Raw genomic sequence first — 20,632 nt, forward strand, 5'->3', positions numbered from 1 at the left:
CAGAGAACTCTATGAGATTTTGACCTTTAAAAATTTCCATTATTTCTATGTTTTTCAATACTTTAAAGATATGAATTTAACTGCTTACCTCAAAAGATCTATATCTCTGATTACTAATCTCAGCAAATTTTGTTAGAAGAAGGACTTTTAATCATCTGTTAAGAAATTACGTTTAAAATGGCCCAAAAATTAAAGAATTATTTTAGTATTCCTGCAGAAGTTTTTCTTCATAGCGCTTAAATTATATTCTAGTATTGCGTTGTAATGTTTGTGAGATTTGAAATTATTACTAAAGTTTCATATATAAATCAAGATAGCGGTTCAAGTTAAACCTGAACCGCTATTCTAAGTAATGGTTTTTGAAACTTTGATATAAAATTATCTCATTCCGCGACCACCGCCACGTTCGGGTCTGCTTTCGCCGCTATTGCTGTTTTCGCTTGGTTTTTTAGGCTGCAATGCTACTTTTTGCTCTTTAAGATAATCCAACCATTTTTTGTTGATTTTTTCTGAAAAAGAACTTTCTATTTGTTCGTTTAATTCTTTTTCTACAGTAGCAACTTCATCTCTAATTGGCTTTAATTGCTCATTGATGCTTTTGCGAAGTTCCATTAATTGCTTACGGTCGTTATTTTCTACCGCTGCTTTTTGTTTGGTCATTGAAGTGATTTCAATAGTCTCTAAGGTTACTATATTGGCTTTTTGAATAGCGAGAATTTTACTATTGTAATCTTTAATGAGTTTTGTCATTAATTCTTGTTCTGGTGCTTTTTTAACTTTAGCCTCCTTGATTACCGTTTCGGGATTGTAAACTATAAGTCCAGTGACATCAGTAATTTTAAGCGCTTTTACGGTTTCTTTTTGCTGTGTGCTTTCTTGTGGAGGTCCGCCTTGACCAGATCTTCCACCTTGACCAGATCTTCCACCTGAATGCTGACAGAATGCAAATGAAAATTGAAAACAAGTGAATGCGATAATGAATAAGTACTTCATGATATTATAAGTTATATTTTAGCCTTTAGACGACAAAAAAAAAGCCTACTTGCGCAGTTATTTAAAAAATACAGTTAACTTTAAACTTCTTCAACTTTTGGTATAGGTGTACCCGCCCTCACCTCAGCTGCATAGCTAAATTTTCGTAATAACCATTCCCGTCTGCTTTCAGGATGTTCTTTTATCGCTTCAATAATTTTCTTTGATGTAAATTTTTTAAAGTCACGTACACTATTTTGAAGTTCACTTTCTGGTGCTGTAACGACCATGTGTACGTGACTTGTCATATACACGTAAGCATGAACACTAAGTCCTTTTTCTTTTATGCAGTAATTTATAGATTCATCCAGAATAGTACAATAAACGGGGCTGGAAAAACCTCTACCCAATCTACAATGGTCATCGTCATAAAAGTTGGTACGGTACTGTCTATTACTTTGTATTTTTCGGACATCGATTTTCTCTTAAATATACTATTTTAGTTTTTACAATACTTTAAATAAAAAACCGCGTTGCAAACGCTACGTTTATTGGTGATAATTTAAGTAGGTACTCGACGCAGTCAAGCACCAGGATGAAGGACAAACGAGTGCCAGTTGGGAAATACCTGCGCTAACTATTATCAATAAGCCTGCGCGATCGAGGTAAATACCTTCGCTAACTACTGTCTACGTACCTGCTTGATTGGGAAGTGAAATAATATATAAAAAAGCTTTTCTCTTATTTTAAAATTACGATTTGTTAACTCAGAATTAACTGACTTGAGAAATTTCAGTAGTTAATTTGTCGAAATAACAAAATCTAATTCTAATGAAACTTTTTAATTTTACTGTTGGTTTACTTTCTGTAGCTTTTATTTCGTCTTGTGATACTGCAGATGGGGAAGATAAGTTTGTACTTCCAAGGATTGCTAATAGTGGGATTGCACTGCCTTATACCGTTTTAGGTACTGGTAACGGTGTAGAAATTCGAAATGGAGGTTTTGGTTCGGCAGCTTTTGCCCACCCTGCTAATGAAGGTGAGTTTTATGCCTTGACCGATAGAGGTCCCAATGCAGATGCAACTGGAGGTAAATATTTCCCAGTAGCAAATTATACGCCTCGAATTGGTCATTTTAAATTGAAAAATGATGGAACGGTTGAAAAATTAGGTGAAATTCTTTTCAAGACACCGGCAGGATTACCAATAAGTGGAAGACCTAATCCAGCGGGTTACGGTGCTACAGGTGAAATACCGTATGATCTTTCTGGTGCAGTTTTAGATTATGATCAATACGGACTTGATTCTGAAGGTTTAGTAGCTCTAAAAGATGGTAGCTTTTGGGTATCTGATGAATATGGCCCTCATATTGTACATTATAGTGCTGATGGTATTCAGTTGGAGAGAATCAGTCCAATTGGAATTAAAACTGGTACTCGTAAATTGCCTGCTGTTTTTGCCAAAAGATGGGCAAATCGTGGAATGGAAGGTTTAGCGGTTACGCCAGACGAAAAAACATTGGTAGGTATTATGCAATCTCGTTTGTACAACCCTTCAAATGCTGCAGCAATCAATAAAACATTGACTAGAATTGTGACTCTTGATATTGCAACAGGAGCAACAAAACAATTTTTGTATAAACAAGAATTTGATAATAATTCAAATTCAGAGATTACCGCTTTGAGTGCGACACAGTTTTTAGTAATAGAAAGAGATGGTAATTTTAGTGGAGACGGAGCTGTAATGAAACATATTTACAAAATCGACATTAGCCAAGCGACAGATGTTTCAGGTACAGATGTCACTGCTGAAAATGGTTATTTAGTGAATGGTAAAGCTTTAGAAGCGAATACTTGGGAAGAATTAACAACGGCTAATATTAAACCTGTTGCAAAAACACTAGCAGTAGATGTATTTAAAGCTTTAGGAAATTATCCTCATGATAAATTAGAAGGCATCTGGTTGATCAACTCTAGTACTATCGGAATCTTAAATGACGATGATTTTGGAGTTTGGAGTGATGCCACTAATAAAATTAAAGCAAAAACCTTGTCACCAACAATTGGAACAGTAAGAGATGGTAACCGACTTTATATAGTTAAGTTTTAAAAATCTATTTTTAGTATATAAACCTGAAGTGCTTCAACCATTAGTACTTCAGTTTTTTTTTGGATAGATTCATTGAGGGAAATAACAGAGGTTCTAAAAGGTTTTTTAAGCACTTTTTCTAAATAATCAAACTCCACAAAGTCTTTGCGACGAAGGAAGCAATCACGTTTGCTATATCACGCCCAATTTTTTATAATTTTCATCTGTGTTGATTTTGTTTGCGGGCACAAGTAAATACTTGCGCTATCTATTATCTATAAGTCTGCGCGATCGGGGAAAATCAAAAAAATAACTTTCTTAGAAGTCTAATAAAATAACAAGAAAAAATAGACTGCAAAGCAAAGGTGGTAGCCACTCTAAATCGTGGCCTACATAACGAGCAGGCAGCTATTTTATTATTCTTACAACCATACAGGTGCTGGTGGCTATTGATTTAGACCACAAATAGGAGCCTGACCTTTAAGAATTTAAAAATAAAAATATGAAATAAAAGAGGGAAAATCTATCGTGGCATTATTGAAAAAGTTAGAACAACTTTTTCTGTCCCATGCCTTCGGCGGACAAAAAGTTATTTCCAACTTTTTCAACAAGCCGTTGGAACGGTATTCAACACTCTAAAATCCCTTACATATAACTCATTTAAAAAGTTGTTAATAACTTTAATTGCTTTACATAGGAACCTTTGCTGTTGTGGCTAGTATTTATTTTATCAATGAGTCTTGTTTTGACTCTATTTTTTTCATTATTCTATGAATATCTTGATGAATTTCGTTAGTGTTTTTAATTATTGGTTTCAGCTCTTTATAGTCAAAGTCAGTTGTATTTTCTTTATTACTAAATGGATTAAATAACCCTAAAATTCCAAATATTATGGCTAATGAAATTCCAATCCAAGTTGCAATTTGACTACGTGTATATCTTAAATCTTCTTTAGACTTATATTTATTAGTAATAAATAATTTCAAATCTTCAGTAACAAATAATAATCCCATACAGTTTTCTACTACTTGTTTGAAAATAGATTTTTGAAGACTAACTCCTTCAAAAATAATTTCAGATTTGGAATTTAAAATTATATGAGCTTGCTTTGGATTTATATAATCACCTTTAGTATTTAGAATAATATATTCAGTTGCCGAATCAATTGTTGGATTTTAAAAATCTTTTCTCATTATATGCAATTCTGAAAGACCGACATCTTCGTTTGGAATAATATTTATAAAACGCTCTTCTTTTAGAAAGTTTATTAATGATAAGAATTCCATAAATTCCATCATAATATTTTTTCGTTTTACAAGGTTATCAAATTCAATTTTAGGTATATACAAAAATACTTCTTCTCGTTTTGGGAATAGAAAAAGTGCAGAATTAGTCAAATCTTTAAAATATTTATTTTTTAAGTGGAAGCTAAATAATTCTAATTCGTCATTAGAAATATTATAAAGCATCTTTAAAATATCCTTTTCTCTTTTATTAAATATTCTCATTTTTTTAATATTATCCACAACGTCAGTTTGTCTAATAACCTACAAACTGTCTTTTTTCTAGTTAATTTTAGAGTAAAAATAGTTGATTTAAGCTACAGTTAAATAATTTTTAGAATAAATATTTAGTTTAGGATAATAAAAATTATACTTGTAGCAAGCTTTAAAAAAGCTTGTTACCGCTAGAATAAACAAGGTAAGTACTTTTAGATACTTTTTTAGTAGATTTTGGTCAACAAGGCTGAATATTCTGCGCAAATTGTATGCTGTAAAAATCAATCCCACATCAGTCGATGCATGTTTAATGGTTTTCTTTGTCATGATATAATAAAATCTCCATTGTCTTTTTATAACACTGTAGGGGGTGATTTTGTTTGCGGGCACAAGTAAATACCTGCGCTAAGTATTGTCTATAATCCTAATCGATTGGGTTTGCTTGCTTCACTTTGCGTGATTGCTTCACTCCTCGCAATGACAACTGTGTTAAGTTCTGTTGCGCAAACCAACTCGACAAAGTCATTGCGACGAAGGAAGCAATCACGTTTGCTATATCAAGCCTAGTTTTATATAATTTGTTTCTATGTTGATTTTGTTTGCAGGCACAGGTAAATACCTGCGTGATTAGGAGATGGTAATTGGCTATTTTAATTCTAATAATGAATCATTAAACTTTAAATCTACTTTACTAAGTTCAATAATTTTTTTTATATCTTTTTTAATCCAATCTTGTGATTTCGGATGAAATACAATTTCAAAATTATAATCTTCAAATTGATTAATTTTTAAATTTATTCCAAAAGGTTCAATTATTTGATGATATTTTTCACTTTTTTTCCTATGGATTTGTGGATGATATTCTACAGGTGTTTTTTCAAATTCTTTTTTTATTATAATTCTAAATTCATTTTCATGCTGAAAACTTAAATCCTTTAAAAAAACAGAATCAACTAAGTCAATTCCTTCATAATTAGGATTAAAAAAATTCACATATTTTATTGATGCACATACTATTTCTAAAGAATTTCCATAACCAATAAAACCATTTTGTAGTAAATTTCTTTTGAAATCTGAGTACTTTATTTTTATTGCTACACTATTTGGGGAACTGTATAAATTCCACATCGCTACTGATTCAGAATATTCTTCAGCTATAAACCAACAATTTGCAAAATTTGATTTTTGTATTTGATTGATTTCATCATCAATTCTATTCATTTTTCCACCTGCAACTTCTACAGAAATAGAGTTTCCTATGTTGTTATTATATAGGAATTTATCTGTCTCATTTTTTATCTTTTTTAATATTAAATGATTTAAAGTAATTCCTTCTTTTCTATCTTCAAACTTATCTAATCGAGTACAGAAAAAAGATTTGTCAAGTACAAATGAGAGTAATTTTGAAATATCGATGTATCTCCATAAAAAAGAATTTTCATCAATATGATCATCATTAATAAATTTTATTTTCGGAATTTCATTTTTCATTTCTTGAATTCAATTTTTGCTTGTTGCCAACTTGTGTATAAGTCTGACAGACACCAGTCATTATTTATTAAGCTAATATATAAATAATTCATACAAAATTAAAAAAGGACTTTTTGTTTGTTGCAAACTTTTCGTGCAAAAATAAAACTCTGTATTCCCCAATCCCGCGTGAAGGATAGAGGCAAGCTACCGAAGTAGCGCCGAAAGCCTGACAGCGCTATAGAAAGGGGCTTTATATGTGCAAACTACTTTCAGCCCCTTTTTATAGTACTGGCACGTCCAAATCACTCTTTTTGTAGGTGTACTAATTCTGTTTTCGAGAGAATGAAAAAAAATTAAATTCCGTTTTTACAATCCAAATTTTAAAAGTAATTTTGCACCCATGCAACACAACGTACTTATTTTAGATTTCGGATCGCAATACACTCAACTGATTGCGCGTAGAGTTCGCGAATTAAATATATTCTGCGAAATTTTTCCTTACAATCATTTTCCAGATGATTTGTCCAGTTATAAAGCGGTAATTTTGGGAGGTAGCCCTTTCTCTGTACGCGGAGAAGATGCGCCACACCCCGATTTGTCGCAAATACGAGGCAAATTGCCTATGCTTGCCGTGTGTTACGGGGCGCAATATTTGGCTCACTTTTCGGGTGGCGAAGTTGCGGCATCGAACACAAGAGAGTATGGTAGAGCGAATTTGTCTTATATTAAGGAGGACGAAGTTTTCTTTGAAGGGATTTCGCCAAACAGCCAAGTTTGGATGAGCCATAGTGATAGTATCAAGGCGTTGCCAACCAATGGAGTTAAACTAGCAAGTACTCACGATGTGGAGTTTGCGGCGTACAAAATTGAAGGCGAAACGACTTATGCGATTCAGTACCATCCAGAGGTTTTTCACTCTACTGAGGGTGGAAAAATGTTGGAGAACTTCTTGGTAAAAATTGCTGAAGTTCCTCAGAATTTCACGCCTAACGCTTTTGTTGAAGAGATGGTAGCAGAGTTGAAAGAAAAAGTTGGAAACGATAAAGTAGTTTTGGGACTTTCGGGTGGAGTAGATTCTACTGTTGCGGCAGTTTTATTGCACAAAGCGATTGGAAAAAACTTGTACTGTATTTTTGTAAATAACGGTTTGCTTCGTAAAAACGAATTTCAAAGCGTACTAGATCAATACGAAGGAATGGGCTTGAACGTGAAAGGAGTAGATGCTTCGGAGCGTTTTTATACTGCTTTGGCGGGAGTTACAGATCCTGAATTGAAAAGAAAAGCGATCGGAAATGCTTTTATCGAAGTTTTTGATGCAGAGTCTCACCTTATTGAAGATGTAACTTGGCTAGCTCAAGGAACTATATATCCTGATGTAATTGAGTCGGTTTCTGTAAAAGGACCTTCGGCTACGATCAAGTCACACCACAACGTAGGAGGTTTACCTGATTACATGAAACTTAAAATTGTAGAGCCTTTGCGCATGCTTTTTAAAGATGAAGTACGTAGAGTAGGAGCTAGTTTAGGAATTGATCCTGAATTGTTAGGAAGACATCCTTTTCCTGGTCCTGGATTATCGATTCGTATTTTGGGTGATATCACACTAGAGAAAGTACAAATTTTACAAGATGTAGATAAAGTTTTTATCGACGGATTAAAATCTTGGGGATTGTATGACAAAGTTTGGCAAGCTGGAGCGATTTTGCTTCCTGTGAATAGCGTTGGGGTTATGGGTGACGAGCGTACGTATGAAAAAGTGGTTGCCTTGCGCGCAGTAGAGTCTACTGACGGAATGACGGCGGACTGGGTGCACTTGCCTTATGATTTCTTGATGAAGGTGTCAAACGACATTATCAACAAAGTAAAAGGTGTGAATAGAGTGGTGTATGACATCTCGTCTAAGCCACCTGCAACGATTGAATGGGAATAGTAAACAGTAGTTTATTGGAATAAATATAGAAACGGTATCAAATTTTTGGAATAAAATTTGGTACCGTTTTGTTATCTTTGAAAATATAATTTCTATAAAAATAAATAATGAAGTACATTTTTACCTTAACTCTAAGTTTGTTTTTGGCGGTAAGTACTGGTTTTGCTCAAGGGAAAGCCATTATGCATAAAGTGGTAGCGAGCGAAACGGTGATTCAAATCGCTAAAAAGTATCAAGTTACACCTTATGATATTTACCAACTCAATCCAGATGCACAACACGGTATTCAGCCCAATATGGTTTTGTTGATTCCGAATAAAACGGGTTACAAACCAGCTGTTAAAGCGACTACTGAAAAGCCTGTTGCAAAAACGGCTGTAACTGCCACAGCTGCACCTAGTAAAATGGTATTAAAAACGACCTCACACGAGGTGTTGCCGAAAGAAACAATGTACGGAATTTGTAAAATGTACAACCTAAGTGCAGAAGAGTTGATCGCTGCCAATCCGTTTTTGGCTACTGATGGTGTGCAGATTGGTCAAGTTTTGCTTGTTCCTGCTAAAAACAGTGGTAAAGCACCTGTAAAAACGACGGCTGCAATTACGGCTGTAAAACCAGTTTTTCATGAAGTATTACCTAAGGAAACTAAATATTCTATTGCTAAACAATACGGCATCTCGATCGCTGAATTGGAAACTAAAAATCCAGAAATTATTCCGAATCTAACCATTGGGTATAATTTGTTGATCAAAGGTTCACGCCCGAAAGAGGTAGTAGCTGCTCCAACTTATGGTGTAAAAACAGAGAATACTGCACTTTCCTCTTGGAATACTCCAAAGCCAATGGCGGAATACACGACTTATGAAGTGAAGCCACAAGAAACGATGTACAGCTTATCTAAAAAGTTTAATATAACTCAGGAAGAGTTAATTGTACTGAATCCTGATTTGCAAAACGGAGTGAATATCGGGATGAGTTTAAAGGTTCCTGCGAACTCAATTGCTACTTTTCAAAGTAAAAAAGAGTTTGGTTCTTTGACCAAAATAATTGCAGAAGGACGTCGCAAACGTTTGGTGCTTTTGTTGCCATTTAATATTCCGCATGTAGAAAATGATGTTAATAACTCTACTACCGAACGATTGAAGAAGGATAAATTCTTGAACATGACGATGGACTTCTATGCTGGTGCGTTGGTCGCTATTGATTCGGCCAAAGTATTAGGATTGCCAATTGATATCGAAATTTATGATTCTGAAGAGAATAAAAATGGCTCAGATGTGCCAAAAATTATAGCAGAACATAATTTGCAAACTGCCAATGCCATCATTGGACCCTTCTACCAAAGTAATGCAGAGATTGCTGCTCAATTGTTGGCAACGACCAATACACCTGTAATTTCGCCACTTTCCAAAGATGTAGGGAACCCTATTCGTAATTTGTACCAAACGATTCCGTCGCCTGATACGGTGAAGAATACCATGTTTGATTACATGCGTGCACAAGGAGGAAACATCATGGCTGTTGTAGACAAAAAGAAAACATCTATTATTGAGTATCTAAAATCAAATCAAAAAAGTGTACCATTTGTAGCTTTTACCGATCGAGGTAGTGTATCTGTAGAAAGCTTTAAAAGTCTTTTGGTCAAAGGTCGAATGAATTATGTGGTGATGGAGACAGGAAACACATGGATGATCAAAACCACGATTTCGATGATGTTGAATGTGATGAAAGACTACCAAGTTCAGTTGGTTATTTTAGAACCAAACGATACCTTGAATTTTGAAGAAATTAAAATTGATAATTTGGTAAAATTGAAATTAATGTATCCTTCTGTAACGCGTGAAAACATAAGCCCTGAGGGAATGATTTTTGATCGAAATTTCAAAAACACTAATAATATTTTCCCGGGTGTGTATGCAACACGTGGGTTTGATGTGACCTTTGACACGATGATGCGTTTGGTGCAAGATGTGAAGTTTGAACAAACCGTAAACGCAGTAGCAACAAAGCAAGTGGATAATAAATTTGAATATTACCGTAAAGCAGATGGCGGATACACCAACAAAGGTGTTTTTATCTTGTATTACGATACTGACTTGATGATCAAAGAAGCAAATTAAACCTAAGTAGAAAGCAAAGTAACAGCTTACGCTATATTTTAAAAAGATTGAACTAGAAATTATACAAAGTAAAATGAAAATAAACCTAAAGAACGGGATTGATAAATTGCTTTTTGGAATGAAACAAAAAGATGTAGTGGCCTTATACGGTAAGCCTACAAAAGAATATAAAGACGAAGACGAGAATTTAATTTTGGTTTACAATGCCTTAAAAATGCGTCTTACGTTTTATAAAGACGAGGAGTTTAAGTTAGGGTATATCGTTGGATCTAGCTTGGATTTGGATTTGTCAGGTAATAAAATCATCGGAAAAAAAATTGCTGATGTAAAGAAGGATTTAGCTAAAAAAAGCATCACTAAATTTACACAAGAAGAGTTTGATACTTTTGAAAATTACTTCAACGAAGAAAACTGGATTATTTTTCAAACAGAATTTGATGAAGTGGTGAAATTTGAAATCGGAGCTATTATCAATCAAAAAGATGAATTTGATTGGAAGTTTGGAAAAAAATAAACATACCAAGGATAAATAAATAGAAAAAGCCACTAATTGTAATGATTAGTGGCTTTTTTAGGTTTTGTGATTATCGTATCTCGAATTTGATATCTATTTTTTATCTATAGTAATTCGGTTTTCACGATTGGCGAGTTCCCAAGCAACAGCAAAGGCAAGTTTTGTTCTTTTGGTTAAGGCATCAAACTCTATTTTCTCTACAGTGTCGGTGCTTCGGTGGTAGTCTGCATGTACCCCATTGAAAAAGAAAACAGATGGTATACCGAATTTCGCAAAATTGTAATGGTCTGAACGTTCGTAATAGTGGTTTGGATCATTGGCAGTGTACCTAAAATCCAAGTCCATTTGCGTATTTTTTTCATTTGCAGCGATTACGATATTTAATAAATCGTTCGATAAGCGTTCCGCACCAATAACATATACATAGTTGTTACTTTTTGCATGTTCGACATCACGACGGCCAATCATGTCGATATTGATATCACTCACGGTATTTTTGATAGGATACAAAGGATGTTCAGAATAATATTTAGATCCCAAAAGACCGTGTTCCTCTCCAGTAACATGTAAGAATAGGATGGAACGTTTAGGGCCATGACCATCCTTTTGAGCGATTTTGAAAGCTTGAGCAATTTCAAGTAGGGCAACGGTTCCCGAACCATCATCGTCGGCACCATTAAAAATGATCCCGTTCTTGATACCAATATGGTCGTAATGGGCAGAGATTACGATAATTTCATCTGGTTTTTCACTTCCTTTAATAAATGCACAAATATTTTCGGAGGGAGCTAAAACTTCTCCTTTTCTTGTTTTTAAAGCAGATGCTGGTACGTTTTGCAAGTAGTCTGATGCATTTTGTGCAGGAGGAATATGGTCTTTTTTGTACTGATTAATCAAGTATTGGCCTGCTAGTTTTTGTCCCTTTGAGCCAGTTTCTCGTCCTTGCATAGAGTCTGAAGAGATTGTGTACAAATGGTTTTTTAATTCAGATTCTGTAATTGTTTTGCTGTAGGTACTCAGTAGAGAAGCTGATTTCGATTCGGTTGATTTGGTATTGGCACATGAAATTGCCAATAGTGAACTGATAAAAAGAGTAATTTTTTTCATTATATAAAATGATTATGCGAGATGAATTGTAGTTTGGTATTGTGGTAATTATTTTAATTCGTTCGGGCTTTTTTTCTAAAATGTTTGGAGTGACGCCTATTCAGGTAGAATTTTCAGGGTACGAATTTACATTTTATTTCTAATGTTAAGACTTTAATTCCTTAAATTATTAGTTGTGAGTGGTATTGAGTGGATTGATTTATTGGAAAAGAAGCTATTTGTTGGTTTTTTATCGAAAAAAGGATTGTTTTGGGTGTTTTTTGCTAACACAAATGAAACAAAAGCGTTATTTTTGCTACTTAACGAATAATAAACAACCAAATGCAACACGTACAAAATGAACTTTCTTCAAAATCAGAATTGTTAATTGCCAAAGAGAACCAATATGGAGCTCATAATTACCATCCTTTGCCTGTGGTATTGGATAGAGGAGAAGGAGTTTATGTGTGGGATGTTGACGGAAAGCAATATTTTGATTTTTTGTCGGCTTATTCTGCGGTGAATCAAGGACATTGTCACCCAAAGATTGTGGGTGCGATGATCAAGCAAGCGCAAACCTTGACGTTGACATCGAGAGCTTTTCACAATGACCAGTTGGGCGTTTATGAAGAATACATTACCAAATATTTTGGTTTTGACAAAGTGTTACCCATGAATACGGGAGCAGAAGCAGTAGAAACAGCTTTGAAATTGTGTCGAAAATGGGCTTATGAAGTTAAAGGTATCAATGAAAACCAGGCACAAATTGTAGTGTGTGAAAACAATTTTCACGGAAGAACGACTACGATCATTTCATTTTCAAATGATGAAGGGGCTCGTAAGAACTTTGGGCCTTTCACAGATGGGTTTATCAAAATACCGTATGATAATATTGAAGCATTAGAGAAGACGCTATCATCTTCCAAAAATATTGCAGGATTTTTGGTAGAACCTATTCAAGGTGAAGCAGGCGTATATGTACCAACGGAAGGTTATTTAGCGAAAGCAAAAGCACTTTGCGAAAAGTACAATGTATTGTTTATTGCAGATGAGGTACAAACAGGGATAGCACGTACCGGGAAGTTATTGGCGGTACATCATGAAAATGTTCAGCCAGATATTTTGATTTTGGGTAAAGCAATTTCGGGTGGTGTATATCCAGTTTCGGCAGTTTTGGCCAATGATGCGATTATGAATGTGATCAAACCAGGACAACACGGATCTACTTTTGGAGGTAATCCTGTGGCTGCGGCAGTTGCAATTGCAGCTCTAGAAGTAGTAAAAGAGGAAAATTTAGCTGCTAATGCAGAACGTTTGGGAATCCTATTAAGAGATGGTTTGAATGCGATTGCAGAAAAGAATTCTTTGATTACGCTAGTTCGTGGTAAAGGTTTGTTGAACGCAATTGTAATTGATTGCGATGAAGAGTCGGATTTGGCTTGGGAGATTTGTTTGAAATTTAGAGATTATGGTTTGTTGGCAAAACCAACGCATGGTAATAAAATTCGTTTGGCACCTCCATTGGTAATTACAGAAGCACAGATTAAAGAGTGTTTGGTAATAATTGAAAAAGCTTTGAACGAGTTTAAATAATTTATAGAAGTGCTTGAACCATTAAAAAATGTAGGGCTCTTGTATAGAGGTACTCTACATTTTTTAATGGTTTTAAATTTATAGTGAGGTCCAAACTATGGTTATGATAGGGTATTGTTTGAAAAAAAAGATACCTTTGAGCCAGGTTTTGCGTGAGGGATAGTAGTGGAAATCCTTTTTTGGGGCTTTTTTTGCCCCAAAAAAGATTGAAACGAATAGCCCGACCCGCTTTTTTGGCGGGTCACGCCCAAATTAACATCATACTGTTGGAGAATTAATTTTCATCTAGTACGTAAATTTGATTATTTTTTTGTTTTAATTACGTATTTATACTTATATTTGTATTAAGTAGTAATGCGTAGTTAGATGAATTAGTAATTAAATTTGAAAATAGGATGGCACAGTTTTTAAACCAATGGTTAAAAAAATCGAGAGTTATTTTCGAATTAATAAAGGAAGATAAAATGAATAAGTCAAAATCACCAAAATTAACGATAGTAGGAGCTGGTCCAGGAGATGTAGAATTGATCACTGTGAAAGCAATTAAGGCATTGGAGGCTGCAGATGTAGTTTTGTATGATGCGTTGGTGAATGAAGACTTGTTGCAATATGCTTCAGGTGCAGAAATTGTATTTGTGGGGAAACGTTTGGGGTGTCATGCATACAGTCAGGATCAAATCAATGAACTTATTGTGGCTCTTGCACACCAGCATGGTCATGTGGTACGCTTGAAAGGGGGAGACCCTTTTGTTTTTGGACGCGGGAGCGAGGAAATTGAATTTGCTCATACAAATGGACTTGAAACTGCGATTGTACCTGGGATTTCATCCTCGATGGGAGTACCTGCTTTGAACGGTATTAGCTTGACACAGCGTCAAGTGGCTGAGAGTTTTTGGGTAATTACTGGAACAACTTCAGACCATAAATTGTCTAAGGATGTGATACTAGCTTCGCAATCATCGGCAACGGTGGTTATCTTGATGGGAATGCATAAACTAAATGAAATTATTGCAGTTTATAAAGAAAATAGAACGGATGATTTGCCTATCGGAATTATCCAAAACGGTACGAGAGCCGATCAAAAGAAAGTAATTGGAACCATAAGTACAATTGCCGATTTGGTAAAAGACCAACAAATTTCGTCACCCGCTATTATTGTTATTGGTGAAGTGGTGGGTAATATTTCTAAATTAACCGAATATTTAGAAGTTGAAAATAGTGAAGATGAATTTGTTTATCAAAATTTGAGTTTATAAAATTATTTAAAAAAGTTTATCATAAAAAAAAACAGCTAAAGGCTGTTTTTTTTTGTCATACTATAAAAAAATTCCATTCATAACAAATGGAATTGATGTATATGTGTGTAGAATCTTATTGTAATTCTACTTTAATATTATATTGTTTAGAGTTTAGGATGGTATCTATAGAACCAAAAGTAGCGACATTTTTTTGTTCTTCTTTTAATTTTTTCATTTCAATTTGTCTCAGGCAGTTTTGAAAACGACTTACCTCTTTCAAAGTGGTCAAGATCAAACCTGGAACAAGAGAAGTTTTTCCTTTGCTGTCTTTGGAAACCATGGTGAAATAAGACGAATTGCAGTGTTTTATATCTCCAGTTTGAATATTCTCTGCTTCTACACGGATGCCTATGATCATGGAGCTTCTCCCTACATAATTGACACTGGCTTTCATGCTTACTAATTCACCTACTTCGATAGGCATGAGGAAGTTTACGGTATCAACTGAAGCGGTTACACAATAGTTTCCACAAAACTTGGAAGCACATGCAAAGGCAATTTGGTCCATTAGTGACAAAATGTATCCCCCGTGAATTTTACCACTAAAGTTGGTATGAGACGGCAACATTAATTCGGAAATCGTAATGTGCGACGAGCTTACTGTTTTAAAAGTTGTATTCATGTATTCGTTCTTAAATTATTATGTAACTTACATTTCTGAGCTCAAAGCTAAGAAATTATTTTTTGCTGTTTCGCATAGGGAACAACAATAATCTTCGGGAAGGTTTTTGAATAAGGTTCCGGGTTGTATTTCTTGCTCGATATCTCCATATTCGGAGTTGTATATCGTTAAACATTCTTGACATTGGAATACGTCTTGAATGGTAGTTTCTTTTTTGACTATTGTTTTTTCTGATGAATTGTCTGTGATTAACGTTCCTAGTTGATCAAAATACTTTTTACTAAGCTCGATCAATATATTTGGTAATTCTAATTTGTCTACGTCTTGTGCATGTACGATATACTCTCGACTATTGGCATCAAAATTTTTTGCATACAAAACATTAAATGTATCTCTAATTTTTATGGATTCTAATTCCTTAGGCAATTGATTTTTTTCTACTACAATTGCGGTAAAATAATGTCCGTTGCGATTGTAATCAGCAATACCAAAGGTCAATCCATAGGTACTAATGTCAAACTGGTCTAAGGTACGTACTAGGAATGTTTTGAGGTTTAGTGCCCATTCTGTTGCTACGGGCAAATGCCAGTTTAATTCTAGTAAGGAGTGACGTACATTGATTCCGTTTTTCCCCAAGAATTTTTCCCATTCTAGTTTTTTGTCTTTTGGTATTCCTTTTACAATAAATGATTTCCAAGGAGTGATGCATATTTTTCCGATTTTACATTCGAAACATAAATCGCATAAGTCTTGTAAAAACTTTAAGTCATATAGGTTGTTTCTCCAATACAGTCCCAACCAATATTGATCGATTCCGAGGCGGTTCATCCCTTCGTAATAAGGAAAGGGGTAGAAGGGAACATTCAATGGCTTATCAATAGTTCTATTATTGGTGTCAAGCGCTTCACTTACTAAACTAAAAATCATATCGATACCACAAGATTCTTGGCGTACAATTTTTTCTATTTCATAATAAATTTTAGCGATATCCCAACTGTAGATCAAAACAGGATACACTTCCATACGTTCCCAATTGGGTAATCGAATGTATAGAAACCAGTAATCTTCATGTTCTGATGCTATAAAATTGATATGTCCTGTAAATAAGGGAACCAACTGTTGTTTTGGATCGGTTATATTTACCTTTAGATCCGGTTGATCTTTGAATTGTTCCAAGATATACAAGAACTTATTTCCTGTTAACCAAGGAGTATCCCGAAGTAGGTCTGATGAAACATAGGAAGAAACAATGTTGTTTCCGCTAGTTTCATTTGGTAGTACAAAATGATGTTTTGCTGCTAGTTCTGGATTTATACTTTGGAATCCTTTTGGGAATATAATATCTTGCCTAGAACCAAAGGAAATCGTTTTGAGCCCTTGGTCTAAGGCCATTGTTGCGATTTCTTTTAATTCTCCAGGAGATAATACGCCTCCTTTTACTATCAATCGAGTTAATTCCATTTTTTTTCTTATTTAAAATGTTCACTTTACAGTTTTTATCCGATCAAGAATTTAAAATCTAATTGGTTGTTAGATTTTGAAATTTCCATTTATGGAAACTGATACCGAAACACTAATTTTATTATTTACATTTTGCCAATAATTCTTTTACTTCGGTTTTACAACTCCCGCATCCAAGACCTGCACCAGTTGTTTTGCACAATTCGGTAAAATTGGTGCAACCGCCTTTTATAGCTTCTTCAATATTTCCGCTTCCTACTTGGCTGCACGAGCACACTAGTTTTCCAAGGACTGGTTTGGCTTGAGAACCACTTCCTCTCAATAACATTTCTCTCTTGTCAGACAATTCGATTTTACTTTCGATCATGGTTTTGAATTCAGCAAACTCATTTTTGTCTCCCATTAAAATGGCTCCAACGAGCAGGTCATTTCGAACCACACATTTTTTATAATATCGTTTTTTCAAATCGGTAAAAACAATTTCTTCGTAGGAGTCATCATTTTCAGGAAAATTAATTTGTCCAATACTGCAAAGGTTGATGTCCTCTAGTTTTAGAATATTCATCAAAACAGATCCCTTGTAATAACTACTAATATCACCTGCTATAAAATTAGCCAAAATATCAGCTTGTTCCTCGGCGGCAGAAGTGATACCAAATAATTGGTTGTTGAATTCGGCAATCTCTCCAATGGCAAAAATATTGGGTTGTGATGATTGTAGGTACTGATTGACTTTTATCCCACGACCACAAGCGACACCAGTTTCTTTGGCTATTTCAATATTCGGAATCGTTCCAATGGTGTAAACAATAGCGTTAGCGGTAAGGATTCGTCCGCTTTTAAGACCAATTTCTAATTCGTTAGCATTATCAGTATCGAAGACTGTGCTTACTTCGTTATCAAAATAAATTTGAATATCTCTTAATTGTACTTCTTCGGCTAATAATTTGCATGAAATTCGGTCCAACTGACGTTCCATCAAACGAGATGCACGTTGTATGATTGTAATTTTTACTTTTTTATGTTTTAAAGCAGCGGCCAATTCAAGACCTAATAATCCACCCCCCACAATAACAACGTGTTGGTCTTCGGATTTTAATTTTGTACTATCTAGATAATTTTTTAAACGATCTGCATCTTCTTTTCTACGCATTGTAAAGCGACCTGGTAAATGCAATTGTGCATTTTCTGGTACGAAAGGCCTACTACCTGTTGCCAAAATCAAGGAGTCATAAGTATGTGTTATTCCTTTACTATCGGTAATCAGATTTTTGTTTTTATTAATATTGTCAATCGCAACACCAGACTTCATGGTGATGTTTAATTTGCTTAGGGAGTCAGCTTTTATTTTTTGTAAACTATCCCAAGAAAGTTCGTCTGTTACATATTCTGGTAGTAATACACGGTTGTAAAAGGGATTTTCTTCGTTGGAGAATACAATGATTTCATCGGTAGTATTAATTTCGCGGTAATTTTGGATGAACCTAAAAGCGGCAGCTCCAGCGCCAACAACGGCAATTTTCTCAAAAGCTTTTTCATATTTCACTACCGAAACCGTGGTAAATTTAAAATCAGGTTCTTTTGAAATTGGGTCAACTACGGTATTAGTTAGATTGTTGGTCCTGTTCAAATCGTTGTTCAACTGTTTGCCCCAATGCATAGGCAAGAAAACAACCCCTTCTTTAATTGTATCCACTACTTTGGCTTTGACTCTTACCTCTCCATTTTTACTATGAACCACTGTAATATCACCATCTTTGATCCCTGTTTTAAAAGCATCGATAGGATTTATTTCGAGCATTGGACTTGGTATGTGAGATAACAATCGAGATACCTTACCCGTTTTTGTCATCGTGTGCCATTGGTCTCTGATGCGCCCCGTAGTTAAGATAAAGGGATATTTATCTGTAGGTTGTTCTGAGGTATTGTCAATTGAAGTGGGTAAGTTGAAAATGGCTCTTTGCGAGGGTGTATGAAATTTTTTATCAGTGAACAAACGAGCTGTTCCAGGGTGTCCATAGTCTGGAACAGGCCACTGAAAAGTACCTTCATTTTTTAAACGATTGTAGTTTAGGAACGAAATGTCAATCGAAGTATTTTTTGTTAAAGCACAATATTCTTTATAAATGTCTTCAGCTGATGTGTAGTCAAAGCCATTGAAATTCATTTTTTTTGCAAACCGAATGAGTATTTCAATATCCGAAAGTGCTTCTCCTGGAGCATTAATTCCTTTTGGCAAATAGGAGATACGTCTTTCAGAGTTGGTCATAGTTCCTTCTTTCTCCAACCATCCGGCAGCAGGAAGTAATAAATCAGCAAACTTAGCTGTGTCAGATTTATGTGAAATTTCTTGAACGACTACAAATTTAGCATTTGCCAATGCTTTTTCAACTCTACGAACATCAGGCATGCTTACAAGTGGATTGGTACATATAATCCAAACGGCTTTCATTTTACCAGACTCAAGAGCGTCGAACATTTCGGTAGCCGTTAATCCTGGTTTTTCAGAAATAGAATCTACTCCCCAAAAATCAGCAACCTCTTGACGGTGTACAGGGTTTGAAAGTTCTTTGTGAACTGCCAATAAGTTGGCCATTCCCCCGACTTCTCGCCCACCCATTGCATTGGGTTGCCCAGTTAAGGAGAAAGGCCCAGAGCCCGGTTTACCAACATGTCCTGTTATTAAAGACAGGTTTAACAATGCTGTGTTTTTGTCCACACCAATGGCACTTTGATTGAGTCCCATGGCCCACATGCTAATGAAACCTTTAGCTTTTGCAATAGTTTCTGCTGCTTCTTTGATTTCACTAATTGGAATGCCGCAAAGTTGTGATGCTTTTTCTAATGATGTAGCAACAATCATTTCTTTGTAAGCTTTATAATTTTCGGTATGATTTTTTATAAAATCGTTGTCGATGTATCCTTTGTCGATCAAACATTTGGCAATAGCGTGGTATAGATATATATCAGTTCCTGGAAGAATTTGCAAATGCAAGTCGGCTGTAAGAGCCGAATCTGTTTTTCTAGGATCAACAACAATGATTTTTGTTTTTGGATTTTTCTCTTTGTGCTGCTCTAATCTTCTAAAAAGAATAGGGTGACACCAAGCAGGATTGGCTCCTGTAATCAGGAAAGTATCTGCCAATTCGATATCATCATAAGAGATTGGCACAGAGTCTTCTCCAAAAGTTTTTTTGTATCCTACCACTGCCGAGCTCATACAGAGTCTGGAGTTGGTGTCAATATTATTGGTTTTCAAAAAACCTTTGACTAGTTTATTGACTAAATAGTATTCCTCTGTCAAACATTGTCCAGAAACATAAAAACCGACACTATCTGGACCATGTTTTTTTATGATAGAAGAAAATACTGCTGCTGCACGGTCAAGTGCATCATCCCAGCTCACGCGCTCTTTGGGGTGTGATTTACTCCATCTCATTTCTGGATACAGAATTCGGTCTGAAGTATCGTTCGCAACATAATGCAGATTCATTCCTTTGGAACAAAGCATACCTCTATTTACGGGGTGGTCCTTGTCTCCTTTTACGCTTACTCCATTTTTAGAATCATTGGTTACAATTATTCCACACCCTACACCACAATAGGAACAGGTCGTTTTTATTTCTGAATTTTGCATTGTTGTTCTACTTTGTTGTTACTAAAACTTAGTTATCTTTCTGATGGTGTAAAAATACGTATTTTTACGTATAAATACGTAATTAGTATGTGTTTTTTTATGTTTTTGGAGATAATTGCTATTTGCTACCTATAAATAGTATTATCGTTATTATTTAACTTTAGACAGAAGATTTGGCAATTTGTACTACAATCTGATGTCATAATTGGAATTTAGCGCAAGCAAATTACTTTTGATGTAGACAACGTGTTAATGATTTTCTTTTTAGATTCAAAATTATTTAGTTCTTCATTAATTTAAAATGATGAAGCCTGCTATTTTAATTCTAGATCAAACAAA

The 20,632-nt window shown here is 34.9% G+C and carries 15 protein-coding genes; 6 read left to right on the forward strand and 9 right to left on the reverse strand.

Annotated elements, in window-relative coordinates:
* Positions 1 to 378 precede the first annotated feature (378 nt).
* On the reverse strand, positions 379 to 993 hold the full coding sequence (locus tag M2326_RS15505; RefSeq protein ID WP_264620455.1) for a hypothetical protein: 615 nt from the start codon (positions 991 to 993) through the stop codon (positions 379 to 381).
* Positions 994 to 1,073: 80 nt separating this feature from the next.
* Positions 1,074 to 1,286, reverse strand: a complete 213-nt coding sequence (locus M2326_RS15510) for a hypothetical protein (RefSeq protein ID WP_264620456.1) — start codon at positions 1,284 to 1,286, stop codon at positions 1,074 to 1,076.
* 517 nt (positions 1,287 to 1,803) lie between these two features.
* Between M2326_RS15510 and M2326_RS15515 the strand changes: the two genes are divergently transcribed.
* Positions 1,804 to 3,081 carry an esterase-like activity of phytase family protein gene (locus M2326_RS15515; RefSeq protein WP_264620457.1) on the forward strand — a complete coding sequence of 426 codons (1,278 nt, stop codon included), beginning with the start codon at positions 1,804 to 1,806 and terminating at the stop codon, positions 3,079 to 3,081.
* A 701-nt stretch (positions 3,082 to 3,782) separates the two neighbouring features.
* Here M2326_RS15515 and M2326_RS15520 read toward each other — a convergent pair.
* From M2326_RS15520 to M2326_RS15530, 3 genes are all read right to left on the reverse strand, one after another.
* Positions 3,783 to 4,073, reverse strand: coding sequence for a hypothetical protein (locus M2326_RS15520; protein ID WP_264620458.1), 291 nt, complete (start codon positions 4,071 to 4,073; stop codon positions 3,783 to 3,785).
* Positions 4,074 to 4,235: 162 nt separating this feature from the next.
* On the reverse strand, positions 4,236 to 4,568 hold the full coding sequence (locus tag M2326_RS15525) for a hypothetical protein (protein ID WP_264620459.1): 333 nt from the start codon (positions 4,566 to 4,568) through the stop codon (positions 4,236 to 4,238).
* Positions 4,569 to 5,204: 636 nt separating this feature from the next.
* A complete protein-coding gene (locus M2326_RS15530; RefSeq protein ID WP_264620460.1) occupies positions 5,205 to 6,050 on the reverse strand; it encodes a hypothetical protein in 846 nt (281 codons plus the stop codon).
* A 382-nt stretch (positions 6,051 to 6,432) separates the two neighbouring features.
* Here M2326_RS15530 and guaA point away from each other — a divergent pair, with 382 nt between their 5' ends.
* From guaA to M2326_RS15545, 3 genes are all read left to right on the forward strand, one after another.
* On the forward strand, positions 6,433 to 7,962 hold the full coding sequence (guaA, locus tag M2326_RS15535; RefSeq protein WP_264620461.1) for a glutamine-hydrolyzing GMP synthase: 1,530 nt from the start codon (positions 6,433 to 6,435) through the stop codon (positions 7,960 to 7,962).
* A gap of 107 nt (positions 7,963 to 8,069) precedes the next feature.
* On the forward strand, positions 8,070 to 10,082 hold the full coding sequence (locus M2326_RS15540) for a LysM peptidoglycan-binding domain-containing protein (RefSeq protein WP_264620462.1): 2,013 nt from the start codon (positions 8,070 to 8,072) through the stop codon (positions 10,080 to 10,082).
* Between the two features lie 73 nt (positions 10,083 to 10,155).
* The gene (locus M2326_RS15545; RefSeq protein WP_264620463.1) at positions 10,156 to 10,596 is read left to right on the forward strand and encodes a hypothetical protein; all 441 of its coding nucleotides are present in this window, start codon (positions 10,156 to 10,158) and stop codon (positions 10,594 to 10,596) included.
* A 93-nt stretch (positions 10,597 to 10,689) separates the two neighbouring features.
* Here the strand turns inward: M2326_RS15545 and M2326_RS15550 are convergent, their stop codons facing one another.
* On the reverse strand, positions 10,690 to 11,703 hold the full coding sequence (locus tag M2326_RS15550) for a M28 family metallopeptidase (RefSeq protein ID WP_264620464.1): 1,014 nt from the start codon (positions 11,701 to 11,703) through the stop codon (positions 10,690 to 10,692).
* A 321-nt stretch (positions 11,704 to 12,024) separates the two neighbouring features.
* Between M2326_RS15550 and rocD the strand changes: the two genes are divergently transcribed.
* Together rocD and cobA are read left to right on the forward strand one after the other, a co-directional pair.
* On the forward strand, positions 12,025 to 13,275 hold the full coding sequence (gene rocD, locus M2326_RS15555) for an ornithine--oxo-acid transaminase (RefSeq protein ID WP_264620465.1): 1,251 nt from the start codon (positions 12,025 to 12,027) through the stop codon (positions 13,273 to 13,275).
* Between the two features lie 464 nt (positions 13,276 to 13,739).
* Positions 13,740 to 14,531, forward strand: coding sequence for a uroporphyrinogen-III C-methyltransferase (gene cobA, locus M2326_RS15560; RefSeq protein ID WP_264620474.1), 792 nt, complete (start codon positions 13,740 to 13,742; stop codon positions 14,529 to 14,531).
* Between the two features lie 115 nt (positions 14,532 to 14,646).
* Here the strand turns inward: cobA and M2326_RS15565 are convergent, their stop codons facing one another.
* The 3 genes from M2326_RS15565 to M2326_RS15575 form a co-directional block, all read right to left on the reverse strand.
* Complete coding sequence (locus M2326_RS15565) at positions 14,647 to 15,195, reverse strand: acyl-CoA thioesterase (RefSeq protein WP_264620466.1); 549 nt, start codon at positions 15,193 to 15,195, stop codon at positions 14,647 to 14,649.
* Positions 15,196 to 15,222: 27 nt separating this feature from the next.
* On the reverse strand, positions 15,223 to 16,656 hold the full coding sequence (locus M2326_RS15570) for a rubredoxin (protein ID WP_264620467.1): 1,434 nt from the start codon (positions 16,654 to 16,656) through the stop codon (positions 15,223 to 15,225).
* Between the two features lie 121 nt (positions 16,657 to 16,777).
* A complete protein-coding gene (locus M2326_RS15575; protein WP_264620468.1) occupies positions 16,778 to 20,293 on the reverse strand; it encodes a nitrate reductase in 3,516 nt (1,171 codons plus the stop codon).
* Positions 20,294 to 20,632: the final 339 nt, after the last annotated feature.

Source organism: Flavobacterium psychraerolatum (genome assembly GCF_025960985.1).
In the GTDB taxonomy this organism is placed as follows: Bacteria; Bacteroidota; Bacteroidia; order Flavobacteriales; family Flavobacteriaceae; genus Flavobacterium.